At 71.9% G+C, this 15,779-nt stretch carries 16 protein-coding genes; 5 read left to right on the top strand and 11 right to left on the bottom strand.

The features are described from left to right. Both ACFU97_RS39225 and ACFU97_RS39220 read left to right on the top strand, forming a co-directional pair. On the top strand, positions 1 to 654 hold a 654-nt coding region (locus ACFU97_RS39225; RefSeq protein ID WP_384266210.1), incomplete at its 5' end, for a class I SAM-dependent methyltransferase. A 35-nt stretch (positions 655 to 689) separates the two neighbouring features. Further along, positions 690 to 1,454 (top strand): PIG-L deacetylase family protein, encoded by a 765-nt coding sequence (locus ACFU97_RS39220; protein ID WP_384266219.1) that lies wholly within the window; start codon positions 690 to 692, stop codon positions 1,452 to 1,454. A 24-nt stretch (positions 1,455 to 1,478) separates the two neighbouring features. Here ACFU97_RS39220 and ACFU97_RS39215 read toward each other — a convergent pair whose 3' ends face one another. Beyond that, complete coding sequence (locus ACFU97_RS39215; RefSeq protein ID WP_384266207.1) at positions 1,479 to 3,401, bottom strand: AMP-dependent synthetase/ligase; 1,923 nt, start codon at positions 3,399 to 3,401, stop codon at positions 1,479 to 1,481. 188 nt (positions 3,402 to 3,589) lie between these two features. After that, positions 3,590 to 5,692 carry an AMP-dependent synthetase/ligase gene (locus tag ACFU97_RS39210; protein WP_384266206.1) on the bottom strand — a complete coding sequence of 701 codons (2,103 nt, stop codon included), beginning with the start codon at positions 5,690 to 5,692 and terminating at the stop codon, positions 3,590 to 3,592. A 117-nt stretch (positions 5,693 to 5,809) separates the two neighbouring features. Between ACFU97_RS39210 and ACFU97_RS39205 the strand changes: the two genes are divergently transcribed. Further along, positions 5,810 to 7,108 carry a 3-oxoacyl-ACP reductase gene (locus ACFU97_RS39205; RefSeq protein ID WP_384266203.1) on the top strand — a complete coding sequence of 433 codons (1,299 nt, stop codon included), beginning with the start codon at positions 5,810 to 5,812 and terminating at the stop codon, positions 7,106 to 7,108. Then, positions 7,108 to 7,959, top strand: coding sequence for a MaoC family dehydratase (locus ACFU97_RS39200; RefSeq protein ID WP_384266201.1), 852 nt, complete (start codon positions 7,108 to 7,110; stop codon positions 7,957 to 7,959). The genes ACFU97_RS39205 and ACFU97_RS39200 overlap by 1 nt, the downstream gene beginning before the upstream one ends. Here the strand turns inward: ACFU97_RS39200 and ACFU97_RS39195 are convergent. The 7 genes from ACFU97_RS39195 to ACFU97_RS39165 all read right to left on the bottom strand — a co-directional run bounded on the left by ACFU97_RS39195 (position 7,940) and on the right by ACFU97_RS39165 (position 12,456). Continuing rightward, positions 7,940 to 8,296, bottom strand: a complete 357-nt coding sequence (locus tag ACFU97_RS39195) for a hypothetical protein (RefSeq protein ID WP_384266199.1) — start codon at positions 8,294 to 8,296, stop codon at positions 7,940 to 7,942. The genes ACFU97_RS39200 and ACFU97_RS39195 overlap by 20 nt on opposite strands. 90 nt (positions 8,297 to 8,386) lie before the next feature. Next, complete coding sequence (locus ACFU97_RS39190) at positions 8,387 to 9,037, bottom strand: TetR/AcrR family transcriptional regulator (protein ID WP_384266197.1); 651 nt, start codon at positions 9,035 to 9,037, stop codon at positions 8,387 to 8,389. Positions 9,038 to 9,111: 74 nt separating this feature from the next. Further along, entirely contained in the window at positions 9,112 to 9,411 is a 300-nt protein-coding gene (locus ACFU97_RS39185) for a DUF4229 domain-containing protein (protein ID WP_384266194.1), read from the bottom strand. Between the two features lie 93 nt (positions 9,412 to 9,504). Continuing rightward, positions 9,505 to 10,029, bottom strand: a complete 525-nt coding sequence (locus ACFU97_RS39180) for a GNAT family N-acetyltransferase (RefSeq protein ID WP_384266193.1) — start codon at positions 10,027 to 10,029, stop codon at positions 9,505 to 9,507. Positions 10,030 to 10,033: 4 nt separating this feature from the next. Next, positions 10,034 to 11,197 carry an aminofutalosine synthase MqnE gene (gene mqnE / locus ACFU97_RS39175; RefSeq protein WP_384266191.1) on the bottom strand — a complete coding sequence of 388 codons (1,164 nt, stop codon included), beginning with the start codon at positions 11,195 to 11,197 and terminating at the stop codon, positions 10,034 to 10,036. Positions 11,198 to 11,243: 46 nt separating this feature from the next. Further along, on the bottom strand, positions 11,244 to 11,699 hold the full coding sequence (locus ACFU97_RS39170; protein WP_016437559.1) for an Lrp/AsnC family transcriptional regulator: 456 nt from the start codon (positions 11,697 to 11,699) through the stop codon (positions 11,244 to 11,246). A gap of 76 nt (positions 11,700 to 11,775) precedes the next feature. After that, positions 11,776 to 12,456: a UbiX family flavin prenyltransferase gene (locus ACFU97_RS39165; RefSeq protein ID WP_384266188.1), complete on the bottom strand. Its 681-nt coding sequence runs from the start codon at positions 12,454 to 12,456 to the stop codon at positions 11,776 to 11,778. Between the two features lie 91 nt (positions 12,457 to 12,547). Between ACFU97_RS39165 and ACFU97_RS39160 the strand changes: the two genes are divergently transcribed. Next, complete coding sequence (locus ACFU97_RS39160; RefSeq protein WP_384266185.1) at positions 12,548 to 13,147, top strand: rhomboid family intramembrane serine protease; 600 nt, start codon at positions 12,548 to 12,550, stop codon at positions 13,145 to 13,147. A gap of 275 nt (positions 13,148 to 13,422) precedes the next feature. Here ACFU97_RS39160 and mqnP read toward each other — a convergent pair whose 3' ends face one another. After that, complete coding sequence (gene mqnP, locus ACFU97_RS39155; RefSeq protein WP_384266183.1) at positions 13,423 to 14,325, bottom strand: menaquinone biosynthesis prenyltransferase MqnP; 903 nt, start codon at positions 14,323 to 14,325, stop codon at positions 13,423 to 13,425. Then, a complete protein-coding gene (locus ACFU97_RS39150; protein WP_384266182.1) occupies positions 14,322 to 15,773 on the bottom strand; it encodes a menaquinone biosynthesis decarboxylase in 1,452 nt (483 codons plus the stop codon). Before ACFU97_RS39150 ends, mqnP begins: the two co-directional genes overlap by 4 nt. Between the last annotated feature and the right edge of the window lie 6 nt (positions 15,774 to 15,779).

Genomic DNA, 15,779 nt, shown 5'->3' with positions numbered 1-15,779 from the left:
GACTTCCTCATCGCTACCCGTACCTTCTACGACGCCGTCGCCGAGGACTACGCCGAGCGGTTCCCCGGCGACGGGCTCGACGGCCGGCCGCTGGACCGGGCCCTGCTCGGTGTCTACGCCGAACTCGTGGGCCGGTACGGGCCCGTGGCCGACCTGGGGTGCGGGCCCGGCCGGATGACCGGGCACCTGGCCTCGCTGGGGCTGCGGGTGTTCGGGCTCGACCTGTCGGAGGGGATGCTGGCGATCGCCCGCCGCGAGAATCCGGGGCTGCGGTTCGAGCAGGGCTCGATGCTGGAGCTCGACCTGGCCGACGGCAGCCTCGCCGGTGCCGTGTCCTGGTACTCCTCCATCCACACCCCTGTGGACCGGCTCCCGTCCCTCTTCGCCGAGTTCCACCGCGTCCTGGCCCCCGGCGGCCATCTGCTGCTCGCCTTCCAGGCCGGCGACGTGCCGCGCCGCCACGACCGCCCATGGGGCCATCCGGTCTCGCTCGACTTCCAGCGCCGCCGCCCCGGCCACATGGCGGACCTGCTCACGGAGTCGGGTTTCGCGGTCGTCTCCCAGACCCTCCGCGAGGCGAACGAGTCCCTCGCCGAACCGGTCCCCCAGGCCATCCTGATCGCCCGCAGGCCCCAGGAGGACCGGACCTCGTGACCGGCCCCGTGTCCCCCGCCGAAGGGCCGACTGCCGTGCGCGTCCCCAGCGTTCTGGCCGTGTTCGCCCACCCCGACGACGAGTCCCTGTCCGCGGGCGGCGTCCTCGCCCGGCATGCCGCGGCCGGCGCGCGGACCGGCGTCGTGACGGCGACCTGGGCCGAAGGCAGCTCACGGGCCGGGGAGTTGGCGGAGGCACTGCGCATCCTCGGGGCCGGAACGCCGCGGCTGCTGGGGTACGCCGACGCACGGGTGCCGGAGTCGGCGCCCGGGGCGGACCGCTTCTGCGACGCGCCGCTGGACGAGGCCGTGGGGCGGCTGGTGGCGCAGATCCGCGCGTTCCGGCCGGACATCGTCGTCACGCACGACGCCTACGGCGCGACCGGCCACCCGGACCACGTCCACACCCACCGGGTGACGGTGCTCGCGGTCGAGGCCGCGGGCTGGGGCCGCCTCCACCCGGAGGCCGGTGCCCCCTGGCAGCCGGGCGCCCTCCATCTCGCCACGTTCCCCGACTCCGCGGCCCGCGCGCTGGGTGATGTCCTGCTCCCGGGGCGGGAGTTGTACAGCGTGCCGGACGAGTGGATCACCGCGGCCGTGGACGTCGGCCCGTGGGCCGGGCAGAAGCTGGCCGCCGTCATGGCTCACCGCAGCGAGGTCGCGCGGGGAGCCCTGCCGGGGCGGCTGGCCGCGCTGTCTGCGCAGGAGCGGGAACGGGCGATGTCCACCGAGTGGTACGTCCGGTACGGCGCCCGGCGCCCCGGGGCAGGGAGCGCGCCCCGCACCGAACTCACCGTGTGACGGCCCGGGGCGGCCGTCACGTCCCTACCGCTCGTACAGCCCCTCCACCTCCGCCGCGAAGTCCCGCAGGACCGCCTCGCGGCGGAGCTTCATCGAGGGGGTCAGGTGGCCCGCCTCCTCCGTGAAGTCCTGGGGGACGATGGCGAAGCGGCGGATGGACTCGGGGCGGGAGACCAGCTTGTTGGCCTCGTCGACCGCGCGCTGCAGCACCGCCCTCAACTCCTGGTCGTCGATGAGGAGTTCCGCGGGGACGGGATGCTTGCCGTGCATGCGGCGCCAGTGGCCGACGCCCTCCATGTCGAGGGTGATCAGGGCGGCGATGTAGGGGCGGCGGTCGCCGACGACCATGGCCTGGGAGATCAGGGGGTGGGAGCGCAGCCAGTTCTCCATGGGCGCCGGCGCCGTGTTCTTGCCGCCCGCCGTGATGATGATCTCCTTCTTGCGGCCGGTGATCGTGAGGTAGCCCTCGTCGTCGAGGTGGCCGATGTCGCCGGTCGGGAACCAGCCGTCCGCCGACGCGGGGATCACCCCGCCGCCCTGCGGATCCCAGTAGCCGCGGAAGACCTGGCCGCCGCTGAGCAGGATCTCCCCGTCCGACGCGATCCGGACCTTGGTGCCGGGCAGCGGCCAACCCACCGTTCCCAGACGGGGTTTCAAGGGCGGCGTCACCGTCGCCGCGCCGGTCGTCTCCGTGAGGCCGTAGCCCTCGTAGATCTCCATGCCCGCACCCGCGTAGAACGCGGCGAGGCGGCGGCCGAGCGGGGAGCCGCCGGAGATGATGTGGCGGATCCTGCCGCCCATGGCATTGCGGATGCGGCGGTAGACGAGGGGGTCGTAGAAGGCGCGGGCCGTCTTCAGGGCGGCGCTCGGGCCCGGGCCTGTGCCCGCGTGCCGGGCCTCCATCGCCTCGCCGTAGCGCACCGCGGTGTTCGCCGCGCGGTCGAAGGTGCCGGCCCGGCCGCCGCCCTCCGCCTTGGCGCGCGCGTTGTTGAAGACCTTCTCCAGCATGTACGGGATGCAGAGCAGGAAGGTCGGCCGGAAGGCGGCCAGGTCCGCCAGCAGGCTCTCCCCGTCCAGGCTCGCGGCATGGCCGAGGCGGACCCGGGCCCGCACGCAGGCGATGCCCACCATGCGCCCGAAGACGTGCGACATGGGCAGGAAGAGGAGCGTGGAAGGGTCGTCCGCCTTGGACTTGAAGATCGGGTAGAGGAGCTCGATCGCGTTGTCGACCTCGGAGAGGAAGTTGCCGTGCGTGAGCACGCAGCCCTTGGGACGGCCGGTCGTGCCGGAGGTGTAGATGACCGTGGAGAGCGTGTCGGGGACCAGCATCCCGCGCCGCACGGCGACTTCCTGGTCGGGGACGGGCTGCCCGAGTTCGGCGAGGCGGTCGAGGTGGTCCTTCTCGACGATCCACAGGTGGCGCAGGTCGGGCAGGCGGCTCAGTTCGGGGCCGAGGGCCGAGGCCTGCGCGGCGGTCTCCGTCACCAGGGCCACCGCGCCGGAGTCCTGCAGGATCCACCGGGTCTGGAAGACGGACGACGTGGGGTAGATCGGCACGGTGACCAGGCCGGCGGCCCACGCGGCGAAGTCCAGCAGCGTCCACTCGTAGATCGTCCGGGCCATGACGGCGATCCGGTCGCCGGGCACCAGCCCCTCCGAGATCAGGCCCTTCGCCAGGGCCTGGACCTGCCGCGCGAACTCCGCGGCGGTCACGTCCACCCAGTCCCCGTCCGCCGTGCGGCGGCTGAGGACGCGCGCCTCGGGCGCCTGGTCCGCGTTGTCGAACGGCAGGTCGGCGAGCGAGCCGTGGGTGCGCGGCGCGACGAGCGGCGGCACCGACGCCTCCCGCACCTGCCCGCCCATCCTCCGCACCTCGGGCTCCACCAGCTGGGGTGTGCCGTCGTAGTCGGACGCGGAGGGGTACGGCACGGGCGCGGGGACGGACATGGCAGCTCCTGGGACGTGCAGCTCGGTACCGCTCTGCTGTGAGGTACGTGCAGGGCGAGCCGAGTGGTTCACCGGCAGTGCGCGGCGGAGGGGTTACCGGGGGTTAGACCGGCGATCGTACGGCGTTCTCGTGGGGGGTTCGTGCGGGTTCGGGGATGGAACGGGGCCGGGCCTGTGCGCATCGCCCCTCAGAGCGCTCCCGTGCCGGAGCCGTCGTACATCTCCTCGATCTGGGCCGCGAACTCCTCGGCGATCACGTCCCGCCTCAGCTTCATCGACGGGGTCAGATGCCCGCCCTCCTCGGTGAAGTCGACCGGGAGGATCGTGAAGCGGCGGATCGACTCGGGCCGGGAGACCAGCTTGTTCGCCTCGTCCACCGCCCGCTGCAGGACCTGCCTCAACTCCTCGTCGTCGAGCAGGAGTCCGGCCGGCACCGCGTGCTTGCCGCGCATCCGGCGCCAGTGGCCGACGCCGTCGACGTCCAGCGTGATGAGCGCGCCGACATAGGGGCGCAGGTCGCCGACGACCATGACCTGGGAGATCAGCGGGTGGGCACGCAGCCAGTTCTCCAGCGGGGCCGGGGCGACGCTCTTGCCGCCCGCCGTGATCAGCATCTCCTTCTTGCGGCCGGTGATGTAGAGGTATCCCTCGTCGTCGAGGCGGCCGATGTCGCCGGTGGCGAGCCAGCCGTCGACGGTCGCGGGGACGACGCCGCCCGCGTTCGGGTCCCAGTAGCCGCGCAGGACGTGACCGCCGCCGAGCAGGATCTCGCCGTCGGCGGCGATGCGGACCTTGGAGCCGGGCAGGGGCCAACCGACCGTCCCCAGGCGGGGTTTGAGGGGCGGGGTCACGGTGGAGGCGCCCGTCGTCTCGGTCAGGCCGTAGCCCTCGTAGATCTCGATGCCCGCCCCGGCGTAGAACGCGGCCAGGCGCCGGCCGAGCGGGGAGCCGCCGGAGATCACGTAACGGACCTTGCCGCCCATCGCGTTGCGGATACGGCGGTAGACGAGCGGGTCGTAGAAGGCGCGGGCCGCCTTCAGGGCGGCTCCCGGGCCCGAGCCGGTGCCGGCATGACGGGCCTCCATCGCCTCGCCGTAGCGAACGGCCACGCCCACCGCGCGGTCGAAGGCGCCGGCCCGGCCGCCCGTCTCGGCCTTCGCGCGGGCACCGTTGAAGACCTTCTCCAGCATGTACGGGATGGCGATGAGACAGGTCGGCCGGAAGCTCGCGAGGTCGGGCAGCAGCTCCTCCGGCTTCAGGCTCGGCGCATGCCCCAGCCGCACCCGCGCACGGATGCAGGCGACCGCGACCATCCGGCCGAAGATGTGCGACATCGGCAGGAAGTGCAGGACCGCCGCCTCCTCGCTGGTCCGCGCCCGGAACACCGGGTAGAGCAGCTCGATGGCGTTGTCGACCCCGGCGAAGAAGTTGCCGTGGGTGATCGCGCAGCCCTTGGGGCGGCCGGTGGTGCCGGAGGTGTAGACGACGGTGGCGAGGGTGTCGGGGCTCAGCATGCCGCGCCGTACGGCCACTTCGGCGTCCGGCACCTGCCCGCCGAGCTCTGCCAGGCGCTCCACATGGCCCTTCTCGATGACCCACAGATGCCGCAGGTCCGGCAGCCGGTCGAGCTCCGGGCCGAGCGCGGCCGCCTGCCCGGCGCTCTCCGCGACGAGCGCGACGGCGCCGGAGTCCTGGAGGATCCAGCGGGTCTGGAAGACGGACGACGTGGGGTAGATGGGGACGGTGACCAGTCCGCAGGACCAGGCCGCGAAGTCCAGCAGCGTCCACTCGTAGACGGTCCGCGCCATGACGGCGATCCGGTCGCCCGGCGCCAGCCCCACGGCGATCAGCCCCTTGGCCAGCGTCAGCACCTCGTCGGCGAACCGGGCCGCGGTCACGTCCGTCCACCGGCCCGTGTCCGTGCGGCGGCTGAGGACCGTGTCGTCGGGGGCCAGGCGCGCGTTGTCGAAGGGCAGGTCGGCGAGCGAGCCATGCCGCACGGGCGGGACGAAGGGCGGCACGGAGACTTCGCGCACCTCCCCGCCCAGCCGCTGGAGCACGGGCTCCACGAGGACCGGTGTGCCGTCGTACGCCGTGGCGTGCACCACCACGGCGGCGGACGCGTGCGAGCTGGTCACGGGCGACTCCAGCGACTCAACGGAGTTGCCCTGCGGGGTGGTTGCCGCAGGTCGGGGAGGAGGCGATCGTACGGTGCGCGCGTGATGGGGCGGTGAGGGTTCGAAGGGCGTACGGCGGCGGGGATGGGTCGGGGATGTGCAACCTCGTCGCATTTCTTGCCGATCGGACGGTACCGGTCGGTATGTTGAACATTTCTCACCTCCTGCTCGGCTATTACCTCGGGTAACCTGACTCCAGAGTAAGCACCTTTCCGCCTGGGGAGAATGGACATGGCCGACCGCTATCTGCGCTTCGCCGGCACCGCGCCCGGCCGCTTCCTGACCCGCCGTCTGGGGCTGCCGCAGCCGGCGCCGCTGCACCGCTTCTCACCCGGGCGCCCCGCGCTCGGCGGCGGCCTGCTCCATCTCACCGCCGGCAAGCCGGAGTTCGATCTCGCGCCGGTGCTCGCCCGCACGGGCCTGCCCGAGGACACCGGCACTCCCGCCGCCGTCGTCCTCGACGCCACCGGGGTGCGGGACGTCGACGCGCTCGCCGAGGTGCACGCCGCGCTGCACCCCGTGATGCGGTCCGTCGCGAGCAGCGGCCGGATCGTCGTGCTGGGCTCGCCGCTCGACCCGGCCGACCACCATCAGGCCGCCGCGCAGCAGGCGCTGGAGGGGTTCGTGCGCTCGCTCGGCAAGGAGATCGGGCGCGGCCGGACCGTGAACCTGGTGCGCCTGACGGATGCCGGCGCCGCCGAGTCGACCCTGCGCTTCCTGCTCTCCCCCAAGTCCGCCTACGTCAGCGGGCAGGTGATCGGGACCGGGGCCGCCCAGGAGGCCGAGGTCGACTGGGAGCGGCCCCTCGCCGGGCGCACCGCCCTGGTCACCGGGGGCGCCCGCGGCATCGGCGAGGCGGTCGCCGCGACGCTGGCGCGGGACGGGGCCCGGGTCGTCGTCCTCGACGTGCCGCAGGCCGAGCAGGACGCGCGGCGGGTCGCCGAGGAGCTCGGCGGCACGGCGCTCGCGCTGGACATCACCGCCGCGGACGCGGGCGGGCGGATCGCCGCCGCGCTCCCGGACGGGCTGGACGTGCTGGTCCACAACGCGGGCATCACGCGCGACCGCCGGCTGGTCAACATGCCCGCCGAGCGCTGGAGTCCGGTGCTGGAGGTGAACCTCGCGAGCGTGCTGCGCACGACGGACGCGCTGCTCGCGGCCGGGGCGCTCAGGCGCGGCGGGCGGATCGTCGCCACCGCCTCGATCGCCGGTCTCGCCGGGAACGCCGGGCAGACCAACTACGGCGCGAGCAAGGCGGGCGTGGTCGGCCTGGTCCGCTCCCTCGCGCCGCGCGCGCTCGCCGAGCACGGCGTGACCGTGAACGCGGTCGCGCCGGGCTTCATCGAGACGAAGATGACGGCGGCCGTGCCGCTGTTCATCCGTGAGGCGGGACGGCGGATGAACTCCCTTGCCCAGGGCGGACTTCCGGCGGACGTCGCCGAGACCACGGCCTGGCTCGCGCATCCGGCCTCCGGCGCGGTCAACGGCCAGGTCGTGCGGGTCTGCGGCCAGAGCCTGCTGGGGGCGTGATGCCGGTGTCCGTCGTCCTGCCCGGCTCCCCCGCGCTCGCCCCGCTGCTCGCCCGGGGTGCGGTCCTCTCCCCCTTCAAACACCCGCGCCCGGACGCCGACTTCCCCCGTGACCGGCTCGTCCTGCCCGGCCTGCGCATCGACCTCGCGCGGCTGGCGGCGTACGAGCGGGTGTGCGGCTTCGCGACCGGCGACGACGCGCTGCCGCTGACGTATCCCCATGTGCTGGGCTTCCCGCTGGCCATGCGGCTGATGAGCGGCCGGGGCTTCCCGCTGCCGCTGCTCGGGCTCGTCCACACGTCGATCGAGCTCACCCGGCACCGGGCGCTCGCGGCCACCGGGGAGTACGAACTCTGCGTCCACATCGGCGGGTTGGAACCCCACCGGCGCGGCACCGAGGCGTCCGTGGTCACCGAGGTGCGCGACGGCGGGGACGTCGTATGGGAGTCACGCAGCACCTATCTGGCGCGGCACCGGACCGGGCGGACGGACGAGCCGCCGAGGGCCGTGCGTGAGCCGCTGCCCGCCGTGGACGAGTGGCGGCTGAGCGGGGACGTCGGACGCCGCTACGGCGCCGCGTCCGGGGACCGCAACCCCATCCATCTGTACCCGCTCACCGCACGCCTGTTCGGCTTCCCGCGCGCCATCGCGCACGGCATGTGGACGGCGGCCCGCTGCCTCGCCGCGCACGGGGCGCCCGAACACACCCGTGTGCGGGCGGAGTTCAGGGCGCCGGTGCTGCTGCCGGGCACGGTGACATACGCGGCCGACGGCGGGCGGTTCGAGCTGCGCGGCGGGGAGCGCGTGCATGTGAGCGGCGTCGTGGAGGACCTCAGCCCCGGCGGACGCTGACGCCGCCGAGCAGGCCCCAGGCGTCGATGCGGACCGTCGGGCCGCTCGGCGCGACGGGGCCGTCGTCCTTCACGCCGCCCAGGCGGATGCCGTGCACCTCGACGCGGACGTCGGGGCGGACGCGGAGGCTGACGCCGCCGATCAGGCTCAGCTTGGTGATGCGCAGCTCGGCGCCGTCCGGGATGTCGATGTCGGTCAGGTCGATGTCGGCGCCGCCGATGAGGGACGCGGTGAGCGTGCGCTCGTGCAGCGTCTCGCCCTGGAGGCGGTGGCCGCCGATGAGGCTCACCTTGACGTCGGTCTTCTGCCGGTCGTCCGCGCCGTTCGTCTTCGTCATGGCACCGAAGGTAAGGGCGCAGGGATGCGTTCCCTCAGTGTCCCGCGTCCAGCTCGGCGCATGACAGTTGTCATGCCTTCGCGGCGAGTGTCATGCCTCCGCGGCGAGCGGGGGCGACCAGGGCCGGCCCTCCATGAGGTTGCCCAGGCCCGCCCAGGCGAAGTTCATCAGCGTGGCCGCCGCCTGCCGGGCCGTGATGCCCGGGGTGGCGTTGGCCCAGGCGGCCAGCGACTCGGCCGCGCCGACCAGGGCTTCGGCGAGACCGGCGACCTCGCGTTCGGGCAGGTCGGGGTCGCGGTGGGCCTCCCGGGCCGCGACGACGATGAGCTGGGTGACGAACGTGACGATCTCCTCGCGCATCGCGGTCACCTCGGCCGCGAACGGTTCACGGGTGCGGGCCTGCAGATGCAGCACCGCCCAGCCGTCCGGGTTGTGCGCGGTGTGCGTGAAGAACGCCCGCAGCCCCTCCCAGAGTTGGCGGTCGGCGGGCAGCTCGGGCCGGACCCCGGCGCGGACCGCCTCGACCAACGCCGTCGCCTCCCGCCGGATACAGGCGGTGAACAGGTCTTCCTTCGAGTTCAGATACAGATAGACCAACGGCTTGGACACACCCGCCAGTTCGGCGATCTCGTCCATCGACGCGGCCATGTACCCGCGCTGCCCGAAGGTCCGCACGGCGGCGTCCAGCATCTGCTGCTCACGGACCGCCCGCGGCATGCGCTTGGTCTTCACGGCACCCATGGGAGAAGGGTAATTGGGCGGCCGTTCCCCGAGCCCCCCGGCGGCCCCGCGACTACGGGGTGTGACCCCGGCGGTTAGGAGGTCTGGCCCTGCGCGCGGGCGGCGTCGTCCACGCCGTCCTCCTGGCTGCGGTTGGCCTCCAGGTTGGCCTTGGCGCGGTCGACCCGCTCGACGATCTGCACCGAGGCGCGGTCGCGCTCCTTGCGCAGCACGACGAAGCTGATCGGGGCCGAGATCACCAGGGCGAGCAGGACGACCCACATGCCGTTGGAGGCGCCGAGCCCGCGCGGGACGATGCCGGAGTAGACGAGGCCCCAGACGACCACGAGGCAGCCCGCGAAGATCCCGAGGCGCATCAGCGTGTAGCGGAGCATCTCAATCCACTCTTCCGTCTCTGACAGTTCCGAACGGCCCCAAATGGGCCACCGTCCAGTGAAGCACGGTTGCGACCCGATCTTGCAGGGGGGTCACGCCAGCGACAGCAGCATGAAGATGTCGTCGCGGTCGTCGCCGGGCGCGACGCGGATCGCGTCCGGTATCCGCCCGACCTCTTTGTATCCGCAGGAGCCGTAGAAGTGCTCGAGGCCGAGGCCGCCGCGGCAGGTGAGGCGGATCGCCTCGATGCCGTCGAGGGTGCGGGCCGCGTCCGCGGCGGCCGACAGCAGGTCGCGGCCGTGGCCCCGGCCCTGGTGCCGGGGGTGGACCATCACCGTGTACAGCCATACCCAGTGCTTCATCAGCCGGTGCGTGTTGTGGGTGATGAACGCGGCCGCGGCGACCGTGCCCGCCGCGTCCCGGCCCACCAGCAGCCGGGTGCGGCCCTCGGCCATCGCGACGAGGTGCTTCACCAGCTCCGGGCGTATGTCCTCCGGCGTGACCGGCGGCACGAAGCCGACCGAGCCGCCGGCGTTCGACACATCCGCCCACAGGGCGAGCACCTCGTCCCGGAGGGCAGGCGAAACCGCCGGGTCCAGCTCGAACGACAACGTCACCGGATCACACCCGCATCGGCTGCGGCGACTCCCGGCGGGCCGGGTCCGGGCCGTCGTACTCGCGGATGATCTCGTACCGCGTGTTGCGCTCCACCGGGCGGAAGCCGGCGTCGCGGATCAGGTCCAGGAGGTCCTCGCGGGTCAGCTTGTTCGGGGTGCCGTAGTTGTCCGCGTCGTGCGTGATCTTGTACTCGACGACCGAGCCGTCCATGTCGTCGGCGCCGTGCTGGAGGGCCAGCTGGGCGGTCTGCACGCCGTGCATGACCCAGAAGACCTTGACGTGCGGGATGTTGTCGAAGAGCAGGCGGGAGACCGCGAACGTCTTCAGGGCCTCCGCGCCGGTCGCCATCTGGGTGCGGGCCTGGAGGCGGTTGCGGACCTTGCCGTCCTTCATGTCGACGAAGTCGTGCTGGTAGCGCAGCGGGATGAAGACCTGGAAGCCGCCGGTCTCGTCCTGCAGCTCACGCAGCCGCAGCACGTGGTCCACGCGGTGGCGCGGCTCCTCGATGTGGCCGTAGAGCATGGTGCACGGGGTCTTCAGGCCCTTCTCGTGCGCCAGGCGGTGGATGCGCGACCAGTCCTCCCAGTGGGTGCGGTGGTCGACAATGTGCCGGCGGACCTCCCAGTCGAAGATCTCGGCGCCGCCACCGGTCAGCGACTCCAGGCCCGCGTCGATCAGCTCGTCGAGGATCTCGGACGCCGACAGACCGGAGATCGTCTCGAAGTGGTGGATCTCCGTGGCCGTGAACGCCTTCAGGGAGACGTCCGGCAGCGCGGCCTTCAGCTCCCGCAGCGAGCGCGGGTAGTAGCGCCACGGCAGGTTCGGGTGCAGGCCGTTGACGATGTGCAGCTCGGTGAGGTTCTCGCCCTCCATCGCCTTGGCGAGCTTGACCGCCTCCTCGATGCGCATCGTGTACGCGTCCTTCTCGCCCGGCTTGCGCTGGAAGGAGCAGTAGGCGCAGGACGCCGTGCACACGTTGGTCATGTTGAGGTGGCGGTTGACGTTGAAGTGGACGACGTCGCCGTTCTTCCGCGTCCGCACCTCGTGCGCGAGGCCGCCGAGCCAGGCCAGGTCGTCCGACTCGTACAGCGCGATGCCGTCCTCACGGGTCAGGCGTTCCCCCGCCCTGACCTTCTCCTCCAGCTCACGCTTGAGCCCGACGTCCATGCCCACACCTTTCTACGACGACACTCACAACCGTACGTCCCGGCGACTAGACCTCTTCGGGCAGCTCCCCGACCCGGTTCTCCCACTTGGTGGAGAGGATGATGGTGGTCCGGGTACGGGAGACGCCCTTGGTCCCGGAGAGCCGCCGGATGATCTTCTCCAGGCCGTCCACGTCCGCCGCCCGCACCTTGAGCATGTACGAGTCGTCGCCCGCGATGAACCAGCAGTCCTCGATCTCGGAGAGGTCCTTCAGCCGCTGGGCCACGTCCTCGTGGTCGGTGGCGTCGGAGAGCGAGATGCCGATGAGGGCGGTGACGCCGAGGCCGAGCGAGGCGGCGTCGACGGTGGCGCGGTAGCCGGTGATGACGCCCGCCGCCTCCAGCCGGTTGATGCGGTCGGTGACACTGGGTCCCGACAGGCCGACAAGGCGTCCCAGCTCCGCGTAGGAGGCCCGGCCGTTCTCCCTCAGGGCCTGGATGAGCTGCCTGTCCACCGCGTCCATGCGATCGAAGCCTTCCGCTGAAAAGTTCCTGAAGTTCCTGAAGTGATGCGAGGTGCTGGTGGTGGCGCGCCGCGCGCTACTCGCCCGTGCCGCGGTGCAGTTCGCCCTTCCAGCGCCGGTACAGCCCGTGCTCGACGCCCACCGCGTCCAGCACGCGTCCGCCGACGAAGTCCACGAGGTCCTGGATGTGGGTGGCCCCCGCGTAGAAGCCCGGTGAGGCCGGCACCACGCTCGCGCCGGCGTCGTCCAGCGCGACCAGGTGCCGGAGGGTCTGGCCGTTCAGCGGGGTCTCCCGTACGGCCACGACCAAGGGGCGGCGTTCTTTGAGGGTGACGCTCGCCGCCCGCTGCAGCAGATCCTTGGACAGCCCGAGCGCGACGCCCGCGACACAGGCCGTGGAGGCGGGCACGATCAGCATGCCCTTGGTGCGGTACGACCCGGAGGACGGTCCGGCCGCGAGGTCGCCCGCGTTCCAGTAGCGCACGTCCGAGAGGTCGGTCTCGAAGGCGCCGGGCTTGCCGTCGGCGCCCCGGGTCAGCCATTCCCGCAGGTCGTCCTGCCAGTGCGCGTCCCGGAAGGCGATGCCGGTCTCGTCCAGCAGCGTCAGCCGCGAGGCTCGCGAGACGACGAGGTCCACGCTCTCGCCGGCGTCGAGGAGTGCGCGCAGCACCGACGCGGCATATGGCGTGCCCGAGGCGCCGGAGACCCCTACGATCCAAGGCGTACGCGGCGTCTCTCCTGGCTTGACTGGGTTCACAACACCGAGCCTATCCGGCGTCGCAGGATGGGAACCGGCCAAGGGGGTCCGGTCGTTCCCCGGAGGGGACGAGCGAGCAGTGGGGGGTGCCATGTCGGGGAGTGGGCTCGAGTGGTCGCGCACCGACCGTGCGAAGGCCGCGGCCAAGCTGATGGTGGGCTGGGTCGCGCTGCTGTGGCTGCTGGAAGTGGTCGACGTGGTCAGCGGCCACGCGCTGGACGGACTGGGCATCACCCCGCGCGAACCCTCCGAGCTGGTCGACGTCGTGCCGGCCGCGTTCATCCACTTCGGCTTCGCCCATGTGGCCGCCAACAGCGTGCCGCTGCTGGTCATGGGGTTCCTCGCGGCGCTGGGCGGTCTGCGCCGGTTCGCCGTCCTGTGCCTCGCGATCATCGTGGCCGACGGACTCGGGGTGTGGTTGACGGCCCCGGCGCACACCAACACCGCCGGCGCCTCCGGCCTGATCTTCGGCCTGTTCGGCTTCCTGCTGGTCAGCGGCTTCGTGGAGCGTCGTCCCCTCGGCGTCCTGGTGGGCCTGCTCGTGGGCGCGGTGTGGGGCGGCTCGATCCTGCTGGGCCTGTCCCCCACCCAGACGGGCGTGAGCTGGCAGGCCCACCTGATCGGCCTGGCGGCGGGGGTGGCGGCGGCATTCTGGTTCCGCCGTGGCACGCCCGCGGCGCTCACACGGTGACATCTGCGCGGCCTGCACACTGAGAGCACCGTCTCCCGGCGGAGCGGGGAACGGCCTGACGGCGGGCACGACGGCGGCGCCCCGATTCCACCTCGGCACCTCGACATGCCTCCGGCGCCCACCCGATGAGGACCCCGCGGCCTGCGCGGCGAGCACCGTCTCCCGGCGGGGCGGGGAACGGCCTGACGGCGGGCGTGGCGCGCAGGGGCGGGGTCGGCCCGGCGGCGGCGTTCCAGGGTGCATGGCGGCACGGCTGCGCGGCGCGCCTCCGGTGTTCAGACCGTGAGGCCGCGGACCAGCAGGTCCAGGAGGGCGCACACGAACAGGGCGATGCCGATGAAGCCGTTGACGCTGAAGAACGCCCTGTTGAGGCGGGACAGGTCGTGCGGGCGGACGATGTTGTGCTCGTAGACGAAGGCGCCGGCGACGATCATCAGGCCGATCCAGAAGAAGGCGCCGGCGTCCGTCGTCACCGCGTACGTGACGAGCAGCGCCATGACCACGGCGTGGCAGACGCGGGCGCCCCAGATGGAGGCCGGGATGCCGAAGCGGGCCGGGACCGACATGACGCCGATCTCGCGGTCGGTCTCGACGTCCTGGCAGGCGTAGATCAGATCGAAGCCGCCGATCCAGATGCCGACCGCGAGGCCCAGGATCACCGCGTCCCAGGACCACTCCCCGCTGATCGCGAGCCAGCCGCCGATCGGGCCCATGGCCTGGGCGAGACCGAGGATGGCCTGCGGGAAGTTCGTGAAGCGCTTCCCGTACGGATAGACCACCATCGGGATCACCGCGATGGGGGCCAGGGCGAAGCAGAGGGGGTTGAGCAGGGCCGCCGAGCCCAGGAAGATCACGACCGCGATCAGCGCGCCGGTCCAGGCGTGCTTCACCGACATCGCGCCGGTGACCAGCTCCCGCTGCGCCGTCCGCGGATTCCGGGCGTCGATCTCGCGGTCGATGATCCGGTTGACCGCCATCGCGAAGGTGCGCAGGCCCACCATGCAGATGGTGACCAGGAGCAGCCGCCCCCAGTGGATGTTCTGGTCCCACTCGAACATCGCGGTGAGGGCCGCGATGTAGGCGAAGGGCAGGGCGAACACCGAGTGCTCGATCATCACCAGCCGCAGGAACGCCTTGGTTCTTCCTGGCTGCGGGATCGCGGCGGAGGCGCTGCTCACAGGCCGTACTCCTTCCAGCGGCGGTCGACCTTCGCCGCCGTCTCCGGGTCGGACAGGACCATGTCGGGCCAGCCGCCGTCGCGCGTGTAGCCCTCCTCGGGCCACTTCTTCGTCGCGTCGATCCCGGCCTTCCCGCCCCAGAACTGCTGGTAGGAGGCGTGGTCGAGATGGTCGACGGGGCCTTCGACGACGCTGAGGTCACGGGCGTAGTCCGTGTTGCCGAGCGCGCGCCAGGCGACCTCGTGGAGATCGTGGACGTCGCAGTCGGAGTCCACCACCACGATCAGCTTCGTCAGGGACATCATGTGTGCCCCCCAGACAGCGTGCATCACCTTTTGGGCGTGCTTGGGGTATTTCTTGTCGATCGAGACAATCGCGCAGTTGTGGAAGCCGCCGGCTTCCGGCAGGTGGTAGTCCACGATGTCCGGCACGATGATCTTCAGCAGCGGGAGGAAGAACCGCTCCGTCGCACGCCCCAGCGGTCCGTCCTCCGTCGGAGGGCGGCCTACGACGATCGACTGAAGCAGCGGCCGCTTGCGCATCGTCACGCAGTCGATGGTCAGCGCGGGGAAGGGCTCCTGCGGCGTGTAGAAGCCGGTGTGGTCGCCGAACGGCCCCTCGGGCAGCATCTCGCCGGGCTCCAGCCAGCCCTCGATCACCACTTCGGCCTGCGCCGGGACCTGCAGCGGCACGGTCCTGCAGTCGACCATCTCGATCCGCTTGCCGGCGATGAACCCGGCGAACAGGTACTCGTCGATGTCGCCGGGGAGCGGGGCCGTGGAGGCGTACGTCACCGCGGGCGGGCAGCCGAAGGCGATCGCGACCGGCAGCCGCTCGCCCCTGCGCGCGGCCACCTGGTAGTGGTTGCGGCTGTCCTTGTGGATCTGCCAGTGCATGCCGATGGTGCGCCTGTCGTGGCGCTGGAGGCGGTACAGCCCGAGGTTGCGGATGCCGGTCTCGGGGTCCTTGGTGTGCGTGAGCCCGAGGTTGAAGAACGAGCCGCCGTCCTGCGGCCAGGTGAACAGCGCGGGCAGGGCGTCGAGGTCGACGTCGTCGCCGGTGAGCACGACCTCCTGCACGGGGGCGTCCTTCACCTTCTTCGGCGGGACGTGCGTCATCGCGCCGAGCTTGCCGAACGCCTCGCGCACGCCGACGAAGCCGTGCGGCAGCTCGGGGCGCAGCAGTCCGCCGATCTTCTCGGAGATGTCCCCGTACGACTTCAGGCCCAGGGCCTTGAGCAGCCGCCGGTCGGTGCCGAAGACGTTCATCGCGAGGGGCATCGAGGAGCCCTTCACGTTCTCGAAGAGCAGCGCGGGGCCGCCCGCCTTCTGCACCCGGTCGACGATCTCCCCGACCTCCAGGTACGGATCGACCTCGGCCTTGACACGCTTGAGGTCGCCCTCGCGTTCCAGTGCCCTGAGCAGGGAGCGAAGATCGTCGTAAGCCATGCGTCC

Origin of the sequence: Streptomyces sp. NPDC057616 (assembly GCF_042800575.1) — a bacterium.
Classification (GTDB): Bacteria; Actinomycetota; Actinomycetes; order Streptomycetales; family Streptomycetaceae; genus Streptomyces.
The sequence above is the reverse complement of the archived record's forward strand: the minus strand, read 5'-3'. Positions and strand labels throughout refer to the sequence as shown.